Below are 18,786 nucleotides of genomic sequence, written 5' to 3'. Positions count from 1 at the left end.
CTATTTTTATAGAAATATTTCTAAATACATTATTTAAGCGACTTGTTCACAAGGCATGTATCTCAGAATCAAATAATCAAATCGTGATGTTTTCTCATCCAGACCTATAAAAAGTACCTTCACCAGATAACTCCGAAAGCTTCAAATAAAAATCAAACTACATTAATGCAGTAAGCCCCTTATTCTATGATTTTGAACAAGGGGCTTACTGCATTATCCATGAATTTAATCTTCATTTCTAACAAGCAACGCAACACATTCCACATGTACCGTATGCGGAAATAAATCTACCGGTTGCACTGCTTTCAGTGTATAACCAAATGGTTCAAGTTCTTTAATATCCGTAGCAAATGTATCTGGATTACAAGATACATAGACAATACGTTCCGGCTTGGAACGGCCAATTTTTCTCATGACTTTACCACCTGCACCAGAGCGAGGAGGGTCAAGCATTAGCAGTTCAGGGTGACCGAAGCTTTCAAGAACCTGATCAATTCCCATTCTTGCATCTTTTGCTAAAAAGTAGGTGTTGGTAATTTCGTTGTCTTGTGCATTACGTTTCGCAGATTCGATGGAAGTTTCCACAATCTCAATCCCAGCCAGTTCAGCAACTCGGCTTGCAAATGGCAGTGAGAAGGTACCCACACCACAGAATAGGTCTATCATTTTTTCTGTTTTTTTCGGCTGACCCATTTCTAATGCAATTTCTACTAATTTTTGTGCTTGAGTAGGGTTTGTTTGGAAGAATGTATCGAACCAAAGACGATATCGGTATCCAGCCATTTCATCATAAATAAAATCCCGACCTGCCAACACATGACTTTTTTCTGATTGAGTACGGTCCGCCCAATCTGTATTTTCAAGCCACAATAAGCTTTTTACTTGCGAAAATTTCCGTTCAATCCGATCTTTTAAATCTTGAACGGCTTCCTCAAGATCACCGTCAGGAGCTTCCGTAGCAAACAGTGCAAGCATCATTTCACCAGTAGCAAAGGACTGACGTACCATTAAATGGCGGAGTAAACCTTCATGGGCGTCTTTATCATACCCTTTTAATTGATATGCTTTTACCCAGTCCGCTATTTCCATAGCTGCTTCGACCATTTCCTTACCCGCAATTAAACAAGTTTCAAGAGAAATAATTTTCCGGAAGTTACCTTGCTCATGCAAGCCTAATGAACCATCTGGCGCGAAAGTAAATTCCATTTTATTTCGGTATCTCCAAGGATCGTCCATTCCAATCGTTTCACGAACGAGTTTGGGATCAAATCCTTGTGCTTCGACTGCATGTTTAACATGATTTGTTTTTTGTTGCAGCTGTCCAGAATATTGCCAATGCTGCCAAACACAACCGCCACAAAGGTCAAAATGCGGACATGCTGGTTGTAGTCGTTCTGGATGTGCTTCTAGGATTTCGTCTGGCATTGCTTTTCTTCTTCTTCGCTCAGGTTGGTCGACCGTTACACGGACCTTTTCACCTGGCAATGTTTGTGGGATCGTTAGCTTTAATTTTTTTGGATTTCCTAGCTCATTTTCCCGCCAAACCACAGCTTGTCCCGATCCTTTTTCATCCAAATGATTAATTTCTGTGACAAACGTTTTTTCATTAGTAACAGTCAATAAATGTTCCTCCTCTAATTTTTTAATCTATTTGTAAAAGCCTTTCGTTCAGCTTTTTAATCGCTAAATTTTATACATACTTACTTATTATAACGAATCAAAAACTATTTGGAAATAATTCATTTACAGTTGCTATTAGAAAATAACATGTTGAAAGATGAAATCTATCATGCTATGATTATTAACAAATATATTACCTTTAATCTGGTCCTGTGAGGCCAAAAAGGGCGGCAACTTAATGATTACTTTTTTGTATGTTCATGCCCTTTTGTCCTCTTGGATGGAAGGGCATTTATTATTATTTGAACTCTTTTAAATAAAGTCCTGTGAGGCTTGAAAGGAGAAAGAAAAATGAATTATCGCAATAAAACAGTTGTAGCTTCTGTAGCAGGTTTAACACTAGAGGGCATGGATATTATGTTTATCTCTTTTGCCATGTCATTAATCGTTGCAAATTTCCATATTAGTTTAGCGACAGGAGGACTTATTTCTTCCATTACAAATATTGGAATGTTAGTAGGAGGAACGATTTTCGGGATCTTAGCAGATAAATTCGGCAGGGTGAAGATTTTTACGTATACTATCTTTTTGTTCGCTATCGGTACTGCACTAACAGGATTAGCTGCTAATATTGAGCAAGTGTATGTGTTTCGATTTATTGCCGGACTAGGTGCCGGTGGAGAGTATGGAATTGGGATGGCATTAGTAGCGGAAGCATGGCCAAAGAATAAGCAGGGGAGAGCATCCTCTTATGTTAGTATTGGAGCTCAATTCGGTGTTATTCTTGCTGCACTTCTTAGTGCGTTGATCCTTCCGATGTTTGGATGGAGAGGGTTGTTTTTTGTCGGAATAATCCCGGTTATCTTTGCATTTATCGTAAGAAGAAACTTGAATGAATCACCGGAATGGTTAGCGGTACAAAAGGAAAAGCCAGTGGTGAAAAAACAGGGAAAATTGATTCAATTATTTAATTCTCCAAGAACTGCTTTTACAACGATCACTTTAGCAATTATGGCTACTGTACAGATTGCTGGTTATAACGGCTTAATGATTTGGCTGCCATCTATGCTGCAAAAATCACAAGGCTTATCTGTTTCAAGCTCAGCACTTTGGACAATCAGTACCGCTGTTGGAATGATTGCAGGGATGCTGACATTTGGACAAATCATTGACCGAATCGGGTTAAAGCTTTCCTATGGAATCTTCCTTCTTGCATCTGCTGCCGCTGTTTTCATGTATTCTTTTGCAAGTGGAAGTGTAGGGATTTTAATTGGCGGCGCAATCGTAGGTTTCTTCTCAAATGGAATGTTTGCGGGATACGGAGCTCTTATTAGTAGATATTATCATGTGGATATACGAAGCACTGCGACAAACTCCATCTTTAACTTTGGAAGAGCGCTTGGTGGATTTTCGCCCATTTTGGTAGGATATATCTTACAACATGCGAATATGTCCGTTGCGATGACTTATCTTGCAGCCCTATATTGTTTATCTTTCATAGTTATGCTTAGTCTTAAAAAGGGAAAATCTAAGAGCAGTGAAAATGAAACTGTTAGCGGTATTGTTTCAGAAGCTATTTGATTTTAAATGTAGTCTCTCTTTCGAATAAGGGAGGCTATATTTTTTATTTCTTATGTATAATGGTATTATCTAATCGAGTTTAGGGGTGGTCAAAAATGCACAAAGTCAATAATTTTCTTGAGGAGATTGAAATCTGCCCGCTTTGTGGCAACAGCAATCAATGCTGTAATTCAAAGAATTCAAATTCCAAAAAATGCTGGTGTACAGAGGAAACTTTTCCAAATGCGATATTTGATCTTGTTCCTCTAGAACAATTGAGAAAGACGTGTATTTGTAAAAGTTGCTTGGAGAAGTTTAAACTCGAGGGAGCAAAGTGAAAAATAAGATAAATGTCTTTTATCAGGTTTTATAAAAAGAGAATGAAAGTATCGTTTTATAAAGTTTGTTAAGAACGGTCTGGGTAAAAAGTAAAAGTGTAGTGTCTTTAATAAGGACTCTAAAGGACATTCGGCGTCAAAAAGCCTAAGCAAATGTCCTTTATAAGGTTTCTAAAGGACATTCTGGATGAAAAAACATAAACTAATGTCCTTTATAAGGTTTCTAAAGGACATTCGGCGTCAAAAAACATAAGCTAATGTCCTTTATAAGGTCTCTAAAGGACATTCGGCGCCAAAAAACATAAGCTAATGTCCTTTATAAGGTTTCTAAAGGACATTCGGCATCAAAAAACATAAGCAAATGTCCTTTATAAGGTCTCTAAAGGACATTCGGCGCCAAAAAGCCTAAGTAAATGTTCTTTATAAGGTATCTAAAGGACAATCGGATTAAAATTAGTCAAATGAAAAAGATAACCTCATAAAATCTCTATAACGAACTCAATCCGAAACATGAACGAATTTTTCCGAAACCCCAATTTTACTCCATCTCAATAACCACGCAACAAGCATCAATAAAATGAATCCCGCACAAAGGAATATTACCTTCGCATCTACTACATCAAATAATGCTCCAAAAATCAGTGATCCGATTGGGCCCATCCCAACAGATAGTGTTTCAATAATACCAAACACTCGGCCGCGGTATTCATCATCGATGGAACGTTGAATGACTACTCCCATCGGTGTGTTTGCCCCGACACTCAGTGCGGAAAATAAAAACATCACAGCCATATAAAAAATAAAGGAATAGAAACCGTTAAATGCTAAAAATAAAGGTAAAGAAATGAAAGCAAGCATTCCGCACATACTAAACGAGGAGCGCCTCACAAAAGTAAGAGGGTTTTTTAAATCATTATGTAGAGATAAATATAAGGAAGCAATTAGCATTCCCATTGCGCCTGCTCCTTCGATAAAGCCTACTTGTGATGAAGGAATCGAGAGCTTTTGAACTAGGACGAATACCAGACCGACACTTACGGCCGAAGAAAAAAAATTAATCCAAAGTGTTGTCATCAATAAGGTTTGAACTAATGGCTTTGTCCGTAAATAACGAAATCCTTCCTTCATGCTTTGCGTAACCGATTCTTGTTTCTTTTTCACTCTCACTTCAAATAATTCGAAATCCATCGTTGCTTCCAAGCAAAGGGCAATAAAGTAAGCAATCATCATAGAAATTAAAAAAACTTTCATCGAAACAAAGCCGAACATCATCCCGCCGATTGCTGGTCCGCCGATTCCGCCAATGGAATAGGATACTTGGTTAAAGGACAATGCCTTTTGCAAACGTTCTTTCCCCACTAAATTCGGGATGGAGCTCGAAAATGCAACACCATTAAAAGCACCAATGATGGAAAATATGGTTGTAATCGTATAGATAGCCGGAACCGACATACCAAAAATCAGTGTATAAACAATTAAAGCAGCTACTGATAATGTTATTCCCGCCATACTCATGACAACAATGCGTTTTTTCGGAAAACGGTCAGCCACATATCCTGCCAATGGTGCAGCAAGTGCACGTGGCAACACATTAAACATAATATTCGTTGCAAAACTTAGAGCTGATCCTGTTGCAGATAGAATATATAGACTAATCCCAAAGTTAAAAACACCAAACCCCAGTGACGTCAACATTTTACTTACAAGAAAGGTATATAGATTCCGCTGTGCCTTCCTAATTTTCTGTCCTTCCAAAACTATTACCTTCTTACTCTATTAATTTAATCTCATAAATATATATAATAAGATGTCGGATTATAATTGTCAAAGTAATCTAAGTATTTTTGGGAGAAACTATAGAAGAACGGAGGGAGAAAAATGTTTGATCCTACTGCATACGAAAATATGAAAGTCGTGATAGAAGGCACTGCATATGATTTAGATTTGGAAGGACAAATTAAGGTAGTAGATAGAAAAGACATTGTCGATTTAGCAACCCTTACAAGAAAGTACGAAATAACTCTTTGTTTAAAACAATCTTCCGCTATTTTAGCGAAATTAACACTGGAGGCAAAACTAAACCAATTGGCTGCAGAGATTTTACAAAAAGGAGATCCGAAGCACATTGGTGCATTTGTAAATATTTCGTTTACATGGAATGATACTGGCAAAAAGTATATCGACAGGATTAAAGAACACTGGGGTCCAGAACATAATTATGAAGAAAGAAAAATATATTCCTCTTTAAATGGTGTGAAGGAAGAAATCATCATCAATTTTTCACTTTTAATAACGGAGGATATGATCGACGATCTTGTGGAGATGTTTCATTATTCTGTTCAGACACTTAAAAAAACGATAAATCTAAGCCGTATGTAAGGTTAACGGGTTTACTTTAGATGTGCTAACATTATAAACACATAGCAAAATGCACTTGAATTCACCATATAATTCACAGTGCGTTTTTATTGATTTATCAACATTTTGGCGGATTTAAATTGCTTACCGTTTCCTATTTCACTGTGAATTTTTTGTGATTTGGTACGTGGATTATTGTTGATTTGATTTTAATGGGTAACTTTCAGGGGAACGTAGACACCTTCTGGATTAGTGGGAGCGAAGAGACAGCCCCTGCAGATTTAACATCGAGAAGGCTCCCAGCGACGCATCTAAATGAGGTAACTTGGTTTTTTAGAAAAATAAGAACTCTTATCCGTAAGGGTTAAAATAAGCGGAGATTTTCCGGTTAGACTGCAGAATAGAACTCGGTTCGGGATATATAAGCGGAAATTTTCCGATTAAGCAAAGCAAAATTACCTATTTTCCCATTTTTCAAGGCAATAGTCGGAATCTTTCCGTCTATTTAAGCTTTTTTCAGTGCTCTTTCTTCATTAGGAGAATTTTCTCCGCTTATTTATCAATTAATGAACTTGTACAACTTACGGGTGGTACGTGAAAAAAAGGCTTGGAGATATTTGCATCTCTAAGCCTTTTTGACGGTGAATTATGCTATGAAGCTTATGTGCTATTTTATTTAGTCTGCGATTTATCGTTTTGCACCTCATAAGTAAGCCCTAAATGTAAAGGTTTGGATTTTTTATTTTGGATAAATAGTAAAATGACAAGCCTCTTATTTTAGGCATTAGGTAACAAATAATGGTTGGACAAATTACATATATTTAAAATTGAATTTTCAAATAACTATAAGGGGAGATGAATATGAGTCAGAGAAAATTCAATACGTTCTATATAATCATTGCACTCATTCCATTCTTGATGTTAATTTTTCCACTTTTTGAATTAGGAAATCGCGCTACTCCAATTGTTTTAGGATTACCATTTTCATTCTTTTGGGTCATACTGTGGATCATTATCACTTTTGTAGGCCTAATAATCCTGTATAAATTTGACCCAAAAAAAGATGGGGAGGAGGATGAATAATGCCAGGGTGGCAAATAGCTCTTATTATGATGATTGCCTATTTAGTTATCGCGCTTATTGTTGGTGTTATGGCCGGTAAAGGAAGAGATGGAAGTTCGCTTGATGAATTTGCCGTAGCTGGCGGGAAGCTAAGTCTATTTGTGATGTGGTTTTTGATGGGAGGAGCGGTGTTCAGTGCCTTTTCCTTTTTAGGTGCACCGGGCTGGGCTTATTCAAAAGGCGCTCCAGCGCTGTATATTATCGCTTACACCGCTTTTGCGATATTACCTTGGTTTATCATTGGCCCTAAGGTAAGAAAAATCGGAAAAAGAGATAGGCTATTTACCATTTCCGGCTTTCTAAAAGGAAGGTTTAACAGTCCATTATTAGCTGTCTTGATTGGACTAATCGCATTATTTGCTTCCGTTCAATATTTGGCAACACAAATGACGGGGATGGCAGTTATATTTGATGTCATGACAGAAGGAAGAATTCCATTTTGGCTAGGTGCTCTAATTTCCTATGGAATTGTTGTGATCTACGTAGCAACTGGCGGTTTGCGTGCTGCTGCTTGGTCGGACGTGTTTCAAGGCTTGTTAATGATCATCGTTTCATGGGTTGTTGGTCTATCCATTGTATATCAGTTACATGGAGGCACGACGGAAATGTTTTCACAAATGGCAAAAGATACACCAGCATTTTTGCAGGTAGGTAAGGAAGGTTCAAATATGGGAACTGTCGCTTATTCTACTACCATTTTAGTATCGGTAATCGGATTTCTTATGTGGCCGCATTTATTTACAAAATCTTATGCATCCAATTCACGAACTATTAAAAAGACGGTATTAGCTTATCCTATTTTTGCTTTGTTTCTTGTCCCGTTGTTACTAGTTGGTTTTGCAGCAGTTGGGGTAGTTGATTCTGGTAAATTATCAAGCCCTGATCAAGTTCTCCCATATTTAATTACAACGGTAATGCATTTACCAGGCTGGGTTTATGGTTTGGTTGGCGCTGGTGCTCTTGCGGCTGCTATGTCAACAGCTGATGCGATTACACATAGTGCTTCATTAGAGGTTACAGAAGGAGTGATAAAAAATATTTGGAAAAACCTTTCTGATAAAACAACCTTAAGGATCATGCGACTAGGTGTATTTGTCATCGGTGCTCTTTCCTATTACATTACTGTTTTTGGTGGCCAGGGCTTAGTTGCATTATTGCTTGGCGCGTATGGTTCCATCGTCCAGTTCGCCCCAGGTGTTTACAGTGCTCTATATTGGCGAAGAGCAAATGCTGCAGGAGTTATTTCGGGATTAACAGTTGGAACCGTCGTCAACTATTATTATCAGCTTGTTGTAACTACAACGCCATTTGGTATTCATGCGGGTATATTAGGATTAATAGCGAACGTGGTGGTAATGTGTACTGTTTGTTATGCAACAAAGCCGCAAATCGAAACTGCCAGAAGATATGTAGATGTGGCTTAATCTATCTACTATTTTATTGTCGGCTCCACCATTCTTTATCGGAACCGACGATTATGTGAAAGGAGGAAAAAGATATGAAAGCAAATGTTGTTTTTATTAACGGAGAGGTTGTTACGGTTGATGAAAAAAATAGAATCGCAGAGTGTGTGGCTGTAAAAAACAATCGTATTATTGGTGTCGGGTCAATGGAAGAAATTCGTGAATTTATTTCAGAGGAAACAAATGTTATTGATTTGGAAGGGAAATCACTGCTCCCTGGTTTCATTGATGCTCACTTACATTTGACTATATACGGTACCAATCTGCTAGGGGTAAGTTGTATTGCTCCGCATATTCATTCGGTAGAAGATATTTTAAGAGATTTGCACAAAAAAGCTCATGAAACTCCTAAGGGTCACTGGGTACGTGCATGGGGATTTAATGAAAACTTACTAACCGAAAAACGATTTCCAACAAAAGAAGAGCTAGATCAAGTTTCCACAGAACATCCAATTGTCATTATTCGAACATGTAACCATACTTCCATTGCTAATACTTTGGCACTGGAAATCGCCGGAATCTCTGAAAATACGAAAAATCCTGAAGGTGGCATAATTGAACGAAATCAAGATGGAAGCTTAACTGGTAAGTTAATGGAAAATGCCCATATGCAGCTTTTTAACTATGCAAGTTATACTAATGAAGAAATGCGAAAAGGAATGAAGCTTGCTTCGGAGGAATTTATCCAGGCTGGAATAACAAGTGTTCACGATGCAGGTGCCTATGGTGAAGGATCAGAGGCACTCCGTATCATGCAGCAGGCAATAAATGCTCATGAAATCAAAGTTCGTGTCTATGCAATCATAGGTTCTTTAACGAATTCCCATGATTTTGTACAAAAAATGGTGGAAGCTGGACCGATAACTGGACTTGGGAATGAACGTTTTAAAATTGGCCCTGCAAAGGTTTTTACGGATGGAAGTAGTACTGGCCCAACCATCGCCACACGTGAACCTTATCATCATAATCATCATGATTATGGGTTGATTTATTATAGCCAAGAGGAATTGGATCGGATATTGGGAGAGGCTCATAAAAAAGGATTCCAGATTACGGCACATGCACAAGGAGATAAAGCGATTGAAATGCTATTAAATTGTTTTGAAAAAGCTTTATCCGAATCTCCACGTGAAAATCACCGGCATCGTATCGAGCATGCAGGCATCGCTTCTCCTGATTTACAGGAAAGAATGCAGAAGCTTGGTGTTGTAATCATACCAAATCCAGTATTTATGTATGTGAACGAAGAAAAGTATTTGGAATATTATGGGGAACGGGTCAATGTCATGTACCCAGCACAGGACTATCTTGAAAAAGGAATCGTTGCTGCATTTGGATCAGATGCACCTGTTACGTTTGTTAATCCTTTACTTGGCATCCACGCTGCTGTTAATAGGGAAACGGAAGAGGGAACTCCAGTAGGGAAAAACCAATGTATAAGTGTGATGGATGCGATTCGGGCATACACATGGAACGGTGCATATGCCAGCTTTGATGAAAATAATAAGGGAAGTATTGAGGTTGGAAAATTGGCAGATTTGGTAGTGCTTGATAAGTCTATTCTACAGGTGGATATAACGAAAATAAAAGATATTCAGGTAGAACTGACGATGATGGATGGGGAAATTTTGTATGATTGTCATAAGGTTATGTAAAAACAGGCATAAAAGGATAAGCCATTTTCTCTATATGGCTGATCTTTAGTTTTTCTTTTAAGAATTCCTAACTTTAGTATGAAAAAGCTAAATATACACATACTTCCAATAAAGGATTACAAAAATGTGGTTAGGAGTCATGAACATGCATTGGTATGAGAAGTTGAATCAATATTTTCCAATAGAAGAAATGAAATCAAGAGAACATATGGAAACACTGTTGGAAGAACGGTCCGATATTTATCATAAAGATGAAGGTCCAAATCATGTGCTAATGTATGCGGAGCTCGAAAACTTTATCTTTATAGATTATCTTTTTGTATCCAAAAATACACGCGGTCAAGGGCTTGGTCATAAGTTAATCGAAAAAATGAAACAGAAAGGGAAGCCAATCATACTAGAAGTGGAGCCGATTAATTATGAAGACAGCGACACTGAGAAGAGACTTCGTTTTTATAAGCGAGAGGGCTTTAATCACGCTCAGTCCATTGGCTATAAAAGAAGATCGCATGCGACTAAAGAAATCAATGAAATGGAAATTCTTTACTGGGCTCCTAATGGCGAATCAGAAAAAGACATTTTTGATGCCATGAAAAAAACGTATGATTTAATCCATACCTATAAAGATGCACAGTTTTACGGTGAATCCTACGATCCCGCTAAAGAAGTTTTGACTTTTGATCATGAGTCAGACAATAAAAATATATTAGAAAATCTATGAGAGAATGACACCCTGTTTACGGGTGTTTTTTCTTAAAGTAAAATCCATTTCAAAAAAACTCCTCAAGCTTCTTATTCAAAATCCCGTAAAAATAGGCAATTGAATTCCGAACCTTTTTCCTTCATTTATCTTACGAACTAATTATTTAAAAGAAATGATGGGAAGCTCCAGCACTCTGGTAGGTTCTTTTTTGTGATTATTTCGATATGCGGCAATTCTACACATTCTCTAGAATTCTACAATGTGGTATTTGAATCTGGATAGAAAGCTTTGACTAGCTCGATAAGATCTTTTGGAACTGTTTTAGTTCACTTTTTTATTTGCGCTCGTTCCAATTCTTATACACTATGAAACATATAAAAGATAACATTACGATTACCAGAATGGATTTAGACAGTTGTTCTTTCTCAGTTAATACATCTTATGATAAACTTGGACTATCGGAATTTTCTGAACGAAGGAACGTTCATTGTTCCGTTAACGGGCAGGTTATTTCAATAATCGGAAAAAAGTTATATAGAAAGGGAACTGTTTGATATACCAGATTAAATAAGGGAGAGAAGGCAATGAGTAAATCATTTATTGAACAAGTAAATTATATTAGAATTCCTGTAAAAGATTTAGAACTGTCTGCACAATGGTATAGAGATGTATTAGGGCTCCAGTTATTAAACATTACGGAGGAACTTGCGATTGTAAAAGTAAATGAAGGGCCTTTCTTACTTATCTTAGTTCCTACCGAAGATGAAACATTTGCACATTTTACAATTGATAATGAACAAGAATTTAGCATTGGCTTTACAAGTCCAGAATTATCTAAATTTCATCAACACTTAATGGATAATCAAGTTAAGGTCGACGATATAAAAGAAGATAATGGTCATGCCTATTTCCACTTTTATGACCCAAATGGTAATAAACTTCAAGTACACTGGTAAGATTATCATAAAAAAATTACCTTATTTCATTAACGGTGCTTTAATGGAATAAGAACGGGAACGTCCAAATCAGACGTTCCCATATTTTTTGCCTAAAAAACAACAATACTATTTTACAAAACCTAAAATAAAGATTGAAAATAAATAATAAAGTTTGATAAAAACCTGGTTTCCAGTTATTAACTACTGGGGCAGAATCACCCCTATCCAAAAACGCTTCTCGTAACTACAATCATAATAAAGGATAATGGAAACTTCAGAAGGAGTGTACTCTATTTGAAACATATTAAATATTTTGGAATTCATTTTTTATTATTTTGTGTAATAATTCTTACTGGTTTTTACTCACGTAATTACATAAGGAAGCCTTTTAGTTACACCGATTTAATAGCAATAATTATTGAATTTTCCTTAGTAATCGTTGCTTTAAATCTATATAAAAGCCTAAAAAAATGTCTACCATCAATACATGTAATTAATAAGATTTTCCTTTCTGTATTAGCGATTTTTATTGCGACTTTTTTTACAGGGATTTTAACAGGAGAAATGAGGTTTTAATCCATATGTGTTTTTTGCAAGCAGAAAGTGCAGAAAAATGCAGCGAAATTTACATAGGCTTGCAGCGGTTTGTTTTACATTAAATTTCATCCAATGTTTTTACCGATGAAAGAGCATTTTTTAACCTATAACTTTCTCCCGTAAACGCTATTACGTGGGCATGATGTACTAATCGGTCCACAAGGGCTGATGTTAGGCGGTTATCTCCAAAAACCCGGTTCCATTGACCGAATTCTAGGTTAGAGGTTACTATCACGCTCTTGTGTTCATAACAGTCTGCGATAATATGAAACAATAATTCAGAGCCTTCTTTTTGAAAAGGGACGTATCCCAATTCGTCCAATATAAGTAGGTCGCACTTTTCGATTTGACGTTTTAACCTGTGTAAAGTGCCTAATTTCATTGCTTCTTCTAATTGTCCTACTAAATCAGCTACCCGAAAGAAACGGACTTCATATCCCATTTCACAGGCCTTAACACCTAAAGCCGTTGCTAAATGTGTTTTCCCCGTACCCGGTGTCCCCATAAGTAGTAGGTTCTGTTTTTCCTTAATAAAACGAAGGTCACAAATTTCCTCTTTCGAGGTTGTGGCTGGTAAATGTAGCTGCTCATCCCATTCATAGCCATTAAGCCATTTAAGTTCCCTAAATTTAGCCTTTTTTATTAGTCTAGCTATCTTTGTTGTCTGCCTAGAATTGACTTCAATTAATAGAACATCACGTAAATACTGTTCTTTACTTTCAAAAGGGATATCCTCAAACTCTTCGATAATATGGGCTAAGTGAAGTGTTTTGCAAATTGCCTTCAAGTCGGCCATCAGGAAACACCTCCTTCCAGAGAAGGACAAAGCATTTTATCATAAGTATTCAAATCGGTTTCATAGTTAAGCAAAATCTTAGGCGTATGTACCTCGTTTAATTTTTCCGGATAGGATGCTTTTTTTGCTTCTAAAATAAAATCAAGTTCATGTGGATCCCTCTCAAAACGTTCTTCTTTTTCCAAAGCCATATGAATATCATTCAGAGTATGTTTTTCTAATAATTTTTTTACCCCCTTGACCCGGGATCTGGTCTCTTCTGATCGTATCGTCAAATACGTTTGAACTCTTTCCGGCAAATACTTAAAAAAGCGTGAATACCTCACGGACCGCGGTTTCTTCTCCCAATCTATTAAAATATCATTCCATGGAATCGCTCTTGTGGCATTCATATAAGGGCGGTTTTCTTGATAAACAATTTCTCCGTCATTCGTAAAACAGGTAAATCGATCCCATTCCATTTTAAGGACTAACGCCTGTTTCATTCTCGCTTTGTGGAGAACAAATTTCTCACCGTCAACTTCAATTTCCCCGTATTTATTAACCTTAGCGGATTTTACCGAATAAATCGGAAAATCAGTTAAAGGAAGGGCTTTCAATTGCTTTTTATCCTCTTCCCAAAGCTCATCAATCATCACATTTTTTTCATAGTGGGGACGTTGCCGGTCCTTTTCCATTTCTTCCTTCATCCAGTCTGCTAATTGTGGAAAACTCTCCATAATCGGTGCTGTTGTAAACAGGTTATTCCTTGTATATCCGACCTTCTTTTCTACATTTCCTTTCTCATGTCCACTTGCCGGATTACAAGGCTGTACTTCAAAGCCGTAATGGCATTTAAATCTCAGAAAGGCGTCAGTATAGGTCCTTCTGTCCCCTTTGCCAATAGAAACAACCACCGCGGCTAGGTTATCTATACGCAAATATGTAGGTACTCCTCCTGATTGATGGAACAGCTGCTTTAACCCCTCTAAGAAACACTCGGTATTTTCGCCAGGAAGAGGATAACCAAATCCAGCATTACTGTGTGGAAAGCTCAGGATTAGAGCTTTGATATCTTTATAGGCTCCATCTTTTACTACAGTCATGTTTCCAAAGTCCACCTGCGCTTCACCTGGAGGGTGTTCTAAACGTTCATGTCTTTCAATCCTAGCTGCTTTGAGTTGTGGCTTTCGGTTCTGGATATATTCGCATACGGTCCGATAGGACCCTTTAAAACTATGGTTATCTCTAAGATCTTCATAGATCTTCTTGCTAGTTCTCCGTTCTTTTCTTTTGAGTTTCATGTCCTCCTCTAGCCAATCATCAACAATTTCCCCGAAACCTTCTTCGTACATCATTCCTTTTTTACTGAACTTTAGTGTCTCTTCAAATCTTTCTCCATCAGCGTATTTCTTAACCGTCCTCCAATTACAACCAGTTTTTCTTGTAATTTCATTTATTGATAAGTCTTCTTCTTCTCTTAAGTGTTTGATATAATCTACTTTAGGCATTGCTAGCATCCTTTCATTTCCTCCCCACTGTTGTGATCTCTCAATCAATACAGTAGGGGATAATTTTGGGGCTGGCAAGCCTATTTTTATGCAGTTAAGTTCTGCATAAATTCCCTGCAAACCTCTGTACTTTTATTTTGCAATAAACACATATGAAGGTAAAAGGGGCATTCATTTAACAATGGATGCCTTTTTCAAATATTGTAGTAAAGGGAAGGTTAGTAGATAAAGAAATAACACCCTTCCATGAGTTAAAATCACCATTCAATAATATCTGGTTTTTTCTAAAATTATGTTAAATTTTATATAGGAGGGTTGGAAGGAAGTGGTTTAAGATCATGTTGCCAATTTGAGGATTTTTTTTATTTGACAGGGGCTGGATGTCAAAATATTTAACACGGTTTGTTTGAAAACAAGTAAAAACGGAAGGAGTGAGTATGTTATGACAAAAAGTAAGACACCTTCTGGAAAATCCGCTAAAAAATCAATGAAATTGTCTGGGCATCAACAAGTAGTAGAATTTATGGACAATCTTGAACACCCTCTTAAAGAAGAAATAGAGGAAGTTCGAAAAATAATTTTAAGTGCTAATAAACAAATTAAAGAACATATAAAATGGAATGCACCCAGTTTCCAAGTTGAAAACGAAGACAGGATAACATTTAATTTACATGGAAAAGGATTTTTTCGACTTATCTTTCATTGTGGATCAAAGAAACAAGTTAATATAGGGCAGGAAAATCTGTTTGTTGATACTACAGGGTTATTGGAATGGGTTGCTGTTGACAGAGCTATAGTCAAATTTACTGATATAGATGATGTGAAAGCTAAGGAAAAAAAGCTTACAGAAGTAATAACTAAGTGGATAGAAATAACAATTTCTTAGAAAGTAATCCAACGACAGCCTATAATGTGGCTGTTTTTTTGTAGCAATCGGTAGAATAGTCCATTAATATTTAAATCCATGATAAGCTACGAAACCAGATTAGTTAAACAGGAAATTCTTATAAATGAAGAGAATAAAATATTCAAGTAAACTAAAATTCAATGAATTATAGTTGAACTAATGGAGATTAAAACTCTTATCGCTAATATGTTAATTAAAAATTATCAAATTGAACCAAGGCTAATAGAACAGCGTCCAAGCGGCTGGTCTGGTTTAGCATTTTTAGTAGAAGATATAAGAGAAAAGTACTTTTTGAAAGTGTATGATAAAAAAAGTCGTCAGTTGCTCCTTGGATTAATGCAATTGGCTTTTTAATAATAGATAAAAAGTATGATAATAACTATATTATGGTATAATTTTCATAATATTACTTCAATTGATATAAGCGTTTAGTACAAGAAGGATAATAATCCCTTCTTATTGAAGCGTTAAATAAGAAATAACATTTTAATAAAAGGGGGTTATTGTGTGATTAAAAACAGAGAATATAGGGAAAAAAGAAAAGGGTATAAGAGGGTAATAATATCTTTGTATCTTGGATTAATGTTGTTATTTTATTTGGGATATATTTTAATGGATAATTACCATCTAAGTAAATCTGAACAGTGGATAAACACTGATTACCTTACGCAAGGAGATATCCAAAATATCCAACAGTTAAACTTCTGGCAATCAATGTTTGAGAATTCGTTTTTGGGATTAATGATACTTGCAACTTTATTAATATTATTTCGTTATCGGAAAAATAAAAAGGTATTAGTTCACTTTATTATTTTACATCTTTGTTTGTTTACTACGCTATTTTTAATAGGGTATATTTTGTCATTTTTCTTGATATCACCTATTGGAAATTTAACAGAGCCTTTAACTTTTTCAGCTTACTTACCTATGATAACAGTAATTTATACTGCTTTTGTGTTGATAAGGGAACGTTTAATCAAAAGTATATAATCAGCCCTTATTAATTTAACGGGTGTATGAGTTTAAGATCCGGCTGCCAATTTGGTAGCTTTTTCTTATTCGACGGGGAAGGTTTCCGAAGAGTCCAGATTGATCTTTGTTCAGCAATTTGGCCATTATCCAGAAATATGAAACTATCTGAAATAATCAATCCTTTTAATTGAGAATTGTTATCATTTATTGTATAGTAGAAAGTAACGATACATATAATTGAGTAAGGAGAATATACAATGCAAATATATTGGACTAAAATAAATAAGGTTATTGAGGAAACGCCTGAGGTTAAAACGTACCTGCTCGACTGTCCGGAAGACTTTACATGGAAAGAAGGTTCCCACACCCACTTCGCACTGGAAGGTTTCAATGTCGGAGATAAACCAAACCGCAGCCTGATTCGCCATATGTCCATCTCTACTTTACCTCATGAAAATGCAATCGGTATCACAACACGCATAAGAGAACAGTGCTCTGAGTTTAAATCGATTTTAAGAAATCTTGAAGTCGGAAATGAAGTTGCAATATTTAAAACTCATTCGAATGTACCGCTTAAAAGAGATGACAAAAATGTCTACCTGCTGTCATCAGGTGTCGGCCTGGCAACTTTCAGACCACTTATACTGGAATATTTCGAACGTGCCGACAACGTCAATCAAATTCATTCCCTGAACATCGATTCATCAAAAGATTTCTTATTCACTAATATTTTTAAAACCGCACCTGACAAGAAGTTCACAGCACAGTTCGTAGATAACCGTAAAGACTATTATAAAGAAGTGAACAATCTTGCTGCTGACAAGGATGGACTCTTCTATGTTGTTGGCAGCGACGAGTTCCTAGTGCAGAACATTGAAATACTGCGTGAGCAGGGCATCAAGCCTGAACAGATTATGCTCGATAAGCGTGAAAAAGAACTGCCAAAGTTTTTATCATTTGAATTGTCGATTTAAGCGAGACAAAATATTTTGTGGGCAAATACTAAATAGATGTTCCATTAAAGGAGGCGATTCTTCGATAACGAAGGATCGCTTTTTTTATTGAAGAAACAGATACAGGCTACGCGTAGGTAATACTAGAAGATTTTAAAACAAATTTACAAACCAACAGTCGGTATGTTATAGTCAGAGTATTCGAATAAACTGATTTTACCAATCTGGAGGGTTGACTTTGAAGCAAGATGAACGAAGAATGCAAACAACAAGGCTTCTGCTTGAAACGACTAAAGAGCTGATACAGGAAAAAGGATGCGATTCGATTACGATGAAGGACATCATGGACAGATCGGGCTTGTCAAAGGGGGCTATTTTCCATTATGTGAAGAGCAAAGACGAACTTTTTGTGTGGGTGCTACAGGAGCGGCTGGAAGAGACGAATGAACTTTTTATGAACGAAGTGGAGCAAGGACGCCGATCATTTGATGAGCCATATCAAAAAATATTTGAAAGTATTGAGGCTTATGCAGATGCAGATGTAACGAACAATGTGTTGATGTATTTGCTTGGAAAGGAGGAGCAGCCGGTTATCGCAGAAGCGCTTAAGAGGTATTATGAGCGTTCTGTATTCTTATCCAGACAGTGGATCGAGGCCGGTCAAAGGTATGGCGTTATTTCGGAATCGGTCGATGCAGGCAAAACAGCTGAAATGTTCGTTCTTCTGACTATCGGTTTGCGTGTCCGATCCACGATCCCTTCTGTTCCGTCTGTTTTCAGGGCCCAAGAATTCTCGGCGTTTATTATCGATATCTTAAAATCCCGGTAAAGGGAGCGGAAGGGATGATCAGTATGAGCTTGTGGTTAACATTGCATCTGATTGGAGTTGTATTATTCGTTGGAAATATCATTACGGCAGCCTTTTGGAAGATCAGAGCGGATTTAACGAAAAATTCGGTTGAAATTCATAGCGCAGTCAAAAACGTCCTGCTGACCGATTATATATTTACGATTCCGGGTCTTGCCCTCATCATCGTCTCGGGCAGTATAATGGCTGCACGCGCGGGAATGCCAATGTCGGGGTTTAATTGGCTAATGTTGTCGCTCATATTATTAGCCATAACCGGGATTATATGGGCCGTTATTCTTATTCCGCTGCAGCTTAAAATGATCCGATACAGCGCGGAATGCGTCGAAAGTGGCACTATCTCCAAGGCATATCAGGATGCTTCTCGCACGTGGGCCGTCTTCGGCATCGCCGCCACGCTGCTGCCGCTCGTCATTTTATACCTTATGGTAACGAAAGGTTTCTAA

At 36.9% G+C, this 18,786-nt stretch carries 18 protein-coding genes; 14 read left to right on the top strand and 4 right to left on the bottom strand.

The window, feature by feature from the left end; all coding sequences use genetic code 11:
* Positions 1-225: 225 nt before the first annotated feature.
* Complete coding sequence (gene rlmD, locus NSQ59_RS13560; RefSeq protein ID WP_340831720.1) at positions 226-1,620, bottom strand: 23S rRNA (uracil(1939)-C(5))-methyltransferase RlmD; 1,395 nt, start codon at positions 1,618-1,620, stop codon at positions 226-228.
* 351 nt (positions 1,621-1,971) lie between these two features.
* Between rlmD and NSQ59_RS13555 the strand changes: the two genes are divergently transcribed.
* Together NSQ59_RS13555 and NSQ59_RS13550 are read left to right on the top strand one after the other, a co-directional pair.
* Positions 1,972-3,201, top strand: coding sequence for an MFS transporter (locus NSQ59_RS13555; protein ID WP_340831718.1), 1,230 nt, complete (start codon positions 1,972-1,974; stop codon positions 3,199-3,201).
* A 95-nt stretch (positions 3,202-3,296) separates the two neighbouring features.
* Positions 3,297-3,518: a cysteine-rich CWC family protein gene (locus NSQ59_RS13550; protein ID WP_340831716.1), complete on the top strand. Its 222-nt coding sequence runs from the start codon at positions 3,297-3,299 to the stop codon at positions 3,516-3,518.
* A 498-nt stretch (positions 3,519-4,016) separates the two neighbouring features.
* Here the strand turns inward: NSQ59_RS13550 and NSQ59_RS13545 are convergent, their stop codons facing one another.
* A complete protein-coding gene (locus NSQ59_RS13545; protein WP_340831714.1) occupies positions 4,017-5,273 on the bottom strand; it encodes an MFS transporter in 1,257 nt (418 codons plus the stop codon).
* 123 nt (positions 5,274-5,396) lie between these two features.
* On the opposite strand from NSQ59_RS13545, the gene NSQ59_RS13540 reads away from it, so the two are divergent.
* The 6 genes from NSQ59_RS13540 (at position 5,397) to NSQ59_RS13515 (ending at position 11,775) form a co-directional block, all read left to right on the top strand.
* Complete coding sequence (locus tag NSQ59_RS13540; RefSeq protein WP_340831712.1) at positions 5,397-5,897, top strand: hypothetical protein; 501 nt, start codon at positions 5,397-5,399, stop codon at positions 5,895-5,897.
* Between the two features lie 840 nt (positions 5,898-6,737).
* A complete protein-coding gene (locus NSQ59_RS13535; RefSeq protein ID WP_340831710.1) occupies positions 6,738-6,959 on the top strand; it encodes a DUF3311 domain-containing protein in 222 nt (73 codons plus the stop codon).
* Positions 6,959-8,422 (top strand): sodium:solute symporter family protein, encoded by a 1,464-nt coding sequence (locus tag NSQ59_RS13530; protein WP_340831708.1) that lies wholly within the window; start codon positions 6,959-6,961, stop codon positions 8,420-8,422. Before NSQ59_RS13535 ends, NSQ59_RS13530 begins: the two co-directional genes overlap by 1 nt.
* Positions 8,423-8,496: 74 nt before the next feature.
* A complete protein-coding gene (locus tag NSQ59_RS13525) occupies positions 8,497-10,116 on the top strand; it encodes an amidohydrolase (protein ID WP_340831706.1) in 1,620 nt (539 codons plus the stop codon).
* Between the two features lie 145 nt (positions 10,117-10,261).
* A complete protein-coding gene (locus NSQ59_RS13520) occupies positions 10,262-10,837 on the top strand; it encodes a GNAT family N-acetyltransferase (RefSeq protein ID WP_340831704.1) in 576 nt (191 codons plus the stop codon).
* 566 nt (positions 10,838-11,403) lie between these two features.
* A complete protein-coding gene (locus NSQ59_RS13515) occupies positions 11,404-11,775 on the top strand; it encodes a VOC family protein (RefSeq protein ID WP_340831702.1) in 372 nt (123 codons plus the stop codon).
* Between the two features lie 637 nt (positions 11,776-12,412).
* Here NSQ59_RS13515 and istB read toward each other — a convergent pair.
* Both istB and istA read right to left on the bottom strand, forming a co-directional pair.
* Positions 12,413-13,150 (bottom strand): IS21-like element helper ATPase IstB, encoded by a 738-nt coding sequence (gene istB / locus NSQ59_RS13510; RefSeq protein WP_445669191.1) that lies wholly within the window; start codon positions 13,148-13,150, stop codon positions 12,413-12,415.
* The gene (gene istA, locus NSQ59_RS13505) at positions 13,150-14,649 is read right to left on the bottom strand and encodes an IS21 family transposase (protein ID WP_340828741.1); all 1,500 of its coding nucleotides are present in this window, start codon (positions 14,647-14,649) and stop codon (positions 13,150-13,152) included. Before istA ends, istB begins: the two co-directional genes overlap by 1 nt.
* A 433-nt stretch (positions 14,650-15,082) precedes the next feature.
* Here istA and NSQ59_RS13500 point away from each other — a divergent pair, with 433 nt between their 5' ends.
* The 6 genes from NSQ59_RS13500 to NSQ59_RS13475 all read left to right on the top strand — a co-directional run bounded on the left by NSQ59_RS13500 (position 15,083) and on the right by NSQ59_RS13475 (position 18,786).
* Entirely contained in the window at positions 15,083-15,526 is a 444-nt protein-coding gene (locus tag NSQ59_RS13500) for a DUF1801 domain-containing protein (RefSeq protein ID WP_340831700.1), read from the top strand.
* A 180-nt stretch (positions 15,527-15,706) separates the two neighbouring features.
* Complete coding sequence (locus NSQ59_RS13495) at positions 15,707-15,901, top strand: hypothetical protein (protein WP_340831698.1); 195 nt, start codon at positions 15,707-15,709, stop codon at positions 15,899-15,901.
* 153 nt (positions 15,902-16,054) lie between these two features.
* The gene (locus NSQ59_RS13490; RefSeq protein ID WP_340831696.1) at positions 16,055-16,537 is read left to right on the top strand and encodes a hypothetical protein; all 483 of its coding nucleotides are present in this window, start codon (positions 16,055-16,057) and stop codon (positions 16,535-16,537) included.
* 239 nt (positions 16,538-16,776) lie between these two features.
* Positions 16,777-17,493: a dihydropteridine reductase gene (locus NSQ59_RS13485; protein ID WP_340831694.1), complete on the top strand. Its 717-nt coding sequence runs from the start codon at positions 16,777-16,779 to the stop codon at positions 17,491-17,493.
* Positions 17,494-17,710: 217 nt separating this feature from the next.
* On the top strand, positions 17,711-18,301 hold the full coding sequence (locus NSQ59_RS13480; protein WP_340833165.1) for a TetR/AcrR family transcriptional regulator: 591 nt from the start codon (positions 17,711-17,713) through the stop codon (positions 18,299-18,301).
* A 14-nt stretch (positions 18,302-18,315) separates the two neighbouring features.
* A complete protein-coding gene (locus NSQ59_RS13475; RefSeq protein WP_340831692.1) occupies positions 18,316-18,786 on the top strand; it encodes a DUF2269 family protein in 471 nt (156 codons plus the stop codon).

The sequence above is a fragment of the Margalitia sp. FSL K6-0131 genome (assembly GCF_038008735.1).
In the GTDB taxonomy this organism is placed as follows: domain Bacteria; phylum Bacillota; class Bacilli; order Bacillales; family Bacillaceae_C; genus Margalitia; species Margalitia shackletonii.
This window is presented reverse-complemented; position numbering and strand designations above follow the sequence as displayed.

Bases quoted from the DNA above. Each gene is read 5' to 3' on its own strand.
- NSQ59_RS13555 (WP_340831718.1), top strand. From the start codon at position 1,972: ATGAATTATCGCAATAAAACAGTTGTAGCTTCTGTAGCAGGTTTAACA.
- NSQ59_RS13550 (WP_340831716.1), top strand. From the start codon at position 3,297: ATGCACAAAGTCAATAATTTTCTTGAGGAGATTGAAATCTGCCCGCTT.
- NSQ59_RS13540 (WP_340831712.1), top strand. From the start codon at position 5,397: ATGTTTGATCCTACTGCATACGAAAATATGAAAGTCGTGATAGAAGGC.
- NSQ59_RS13535 (WP_340831710.1), top strand. From the start codon at position 6,738: ATGAGTCAGAGAAAATTCAATACGTTCTATATAATCATTGCACTCATT.
- NSQ59_RS13530 (WP_340831708.1), top strand. From the start codon at position 6,959: ATGCCAGGGTGGCAAATAGCTCTTATTATGATGATTGCCTATTTAGTT.
- NSQ59_RS13525 (WP_340831706.1), top strand. From the start codon at position 8,497: ATGAAAGCAAATGTTGTTTTTATTAACGGAGAGGTTGTTACGGTTGAT.
- NSQ59_RS13520 (WP_340831704.1), top strand. From the start codon at position 10,262: ATGCATTGGTATGAGAAGTTGAATCAATATTTTCCAATAGAAGAAATG.
- NSQ59_RS13515 (WP_340831702.1), top strand. From the start codon at position 11,404: ATGAGTAAATCATTTATTGAACAAGTAAATTATATTAGAATTCCTGTA.
- istB (WP_445669191.1), bottom strand. From the start codon at position 13,150: ATGGCCGACTTGAAGGCAATTTGCAAAACACTTCACTTAGCCCATATT.
- istA (WP_340828741.1), bottom strand. From the start codon at position 14,649: ATGCTAGCAATGCCTAAAGTAGATTATATCAAACACTTAAGAGAAGAA.
- NSQ59_RS13500 (WP_340831700.1), top strand. From the start codon at position 15,083: ATGACAAAAAGTAAGACACCTTCTGGAAAATCCGCTAAAAAATCAATG.
- NSQ59_RS13495 (WP_340831698.1), top strand. From the start codon at position 15,707: ATGGAGATTAAAACTCTTATCGCTAATATGTTAATTAAAAATTATCAA.
- NSQ59_RS13485 (WP_340831694.1), top strand. From the start codon at position 16,777: ATGCAAATATATTGGACTAAAATAAATAAGGTTATTGAGGAAACGCCT.
- NSQ59_RS13475 (WP_340831692.1), top strand. From the start codon at position 18,316: ATGATCAGTATGAGCTTGTGGTTAACATTGCATCTGATTGGAGTTGTA.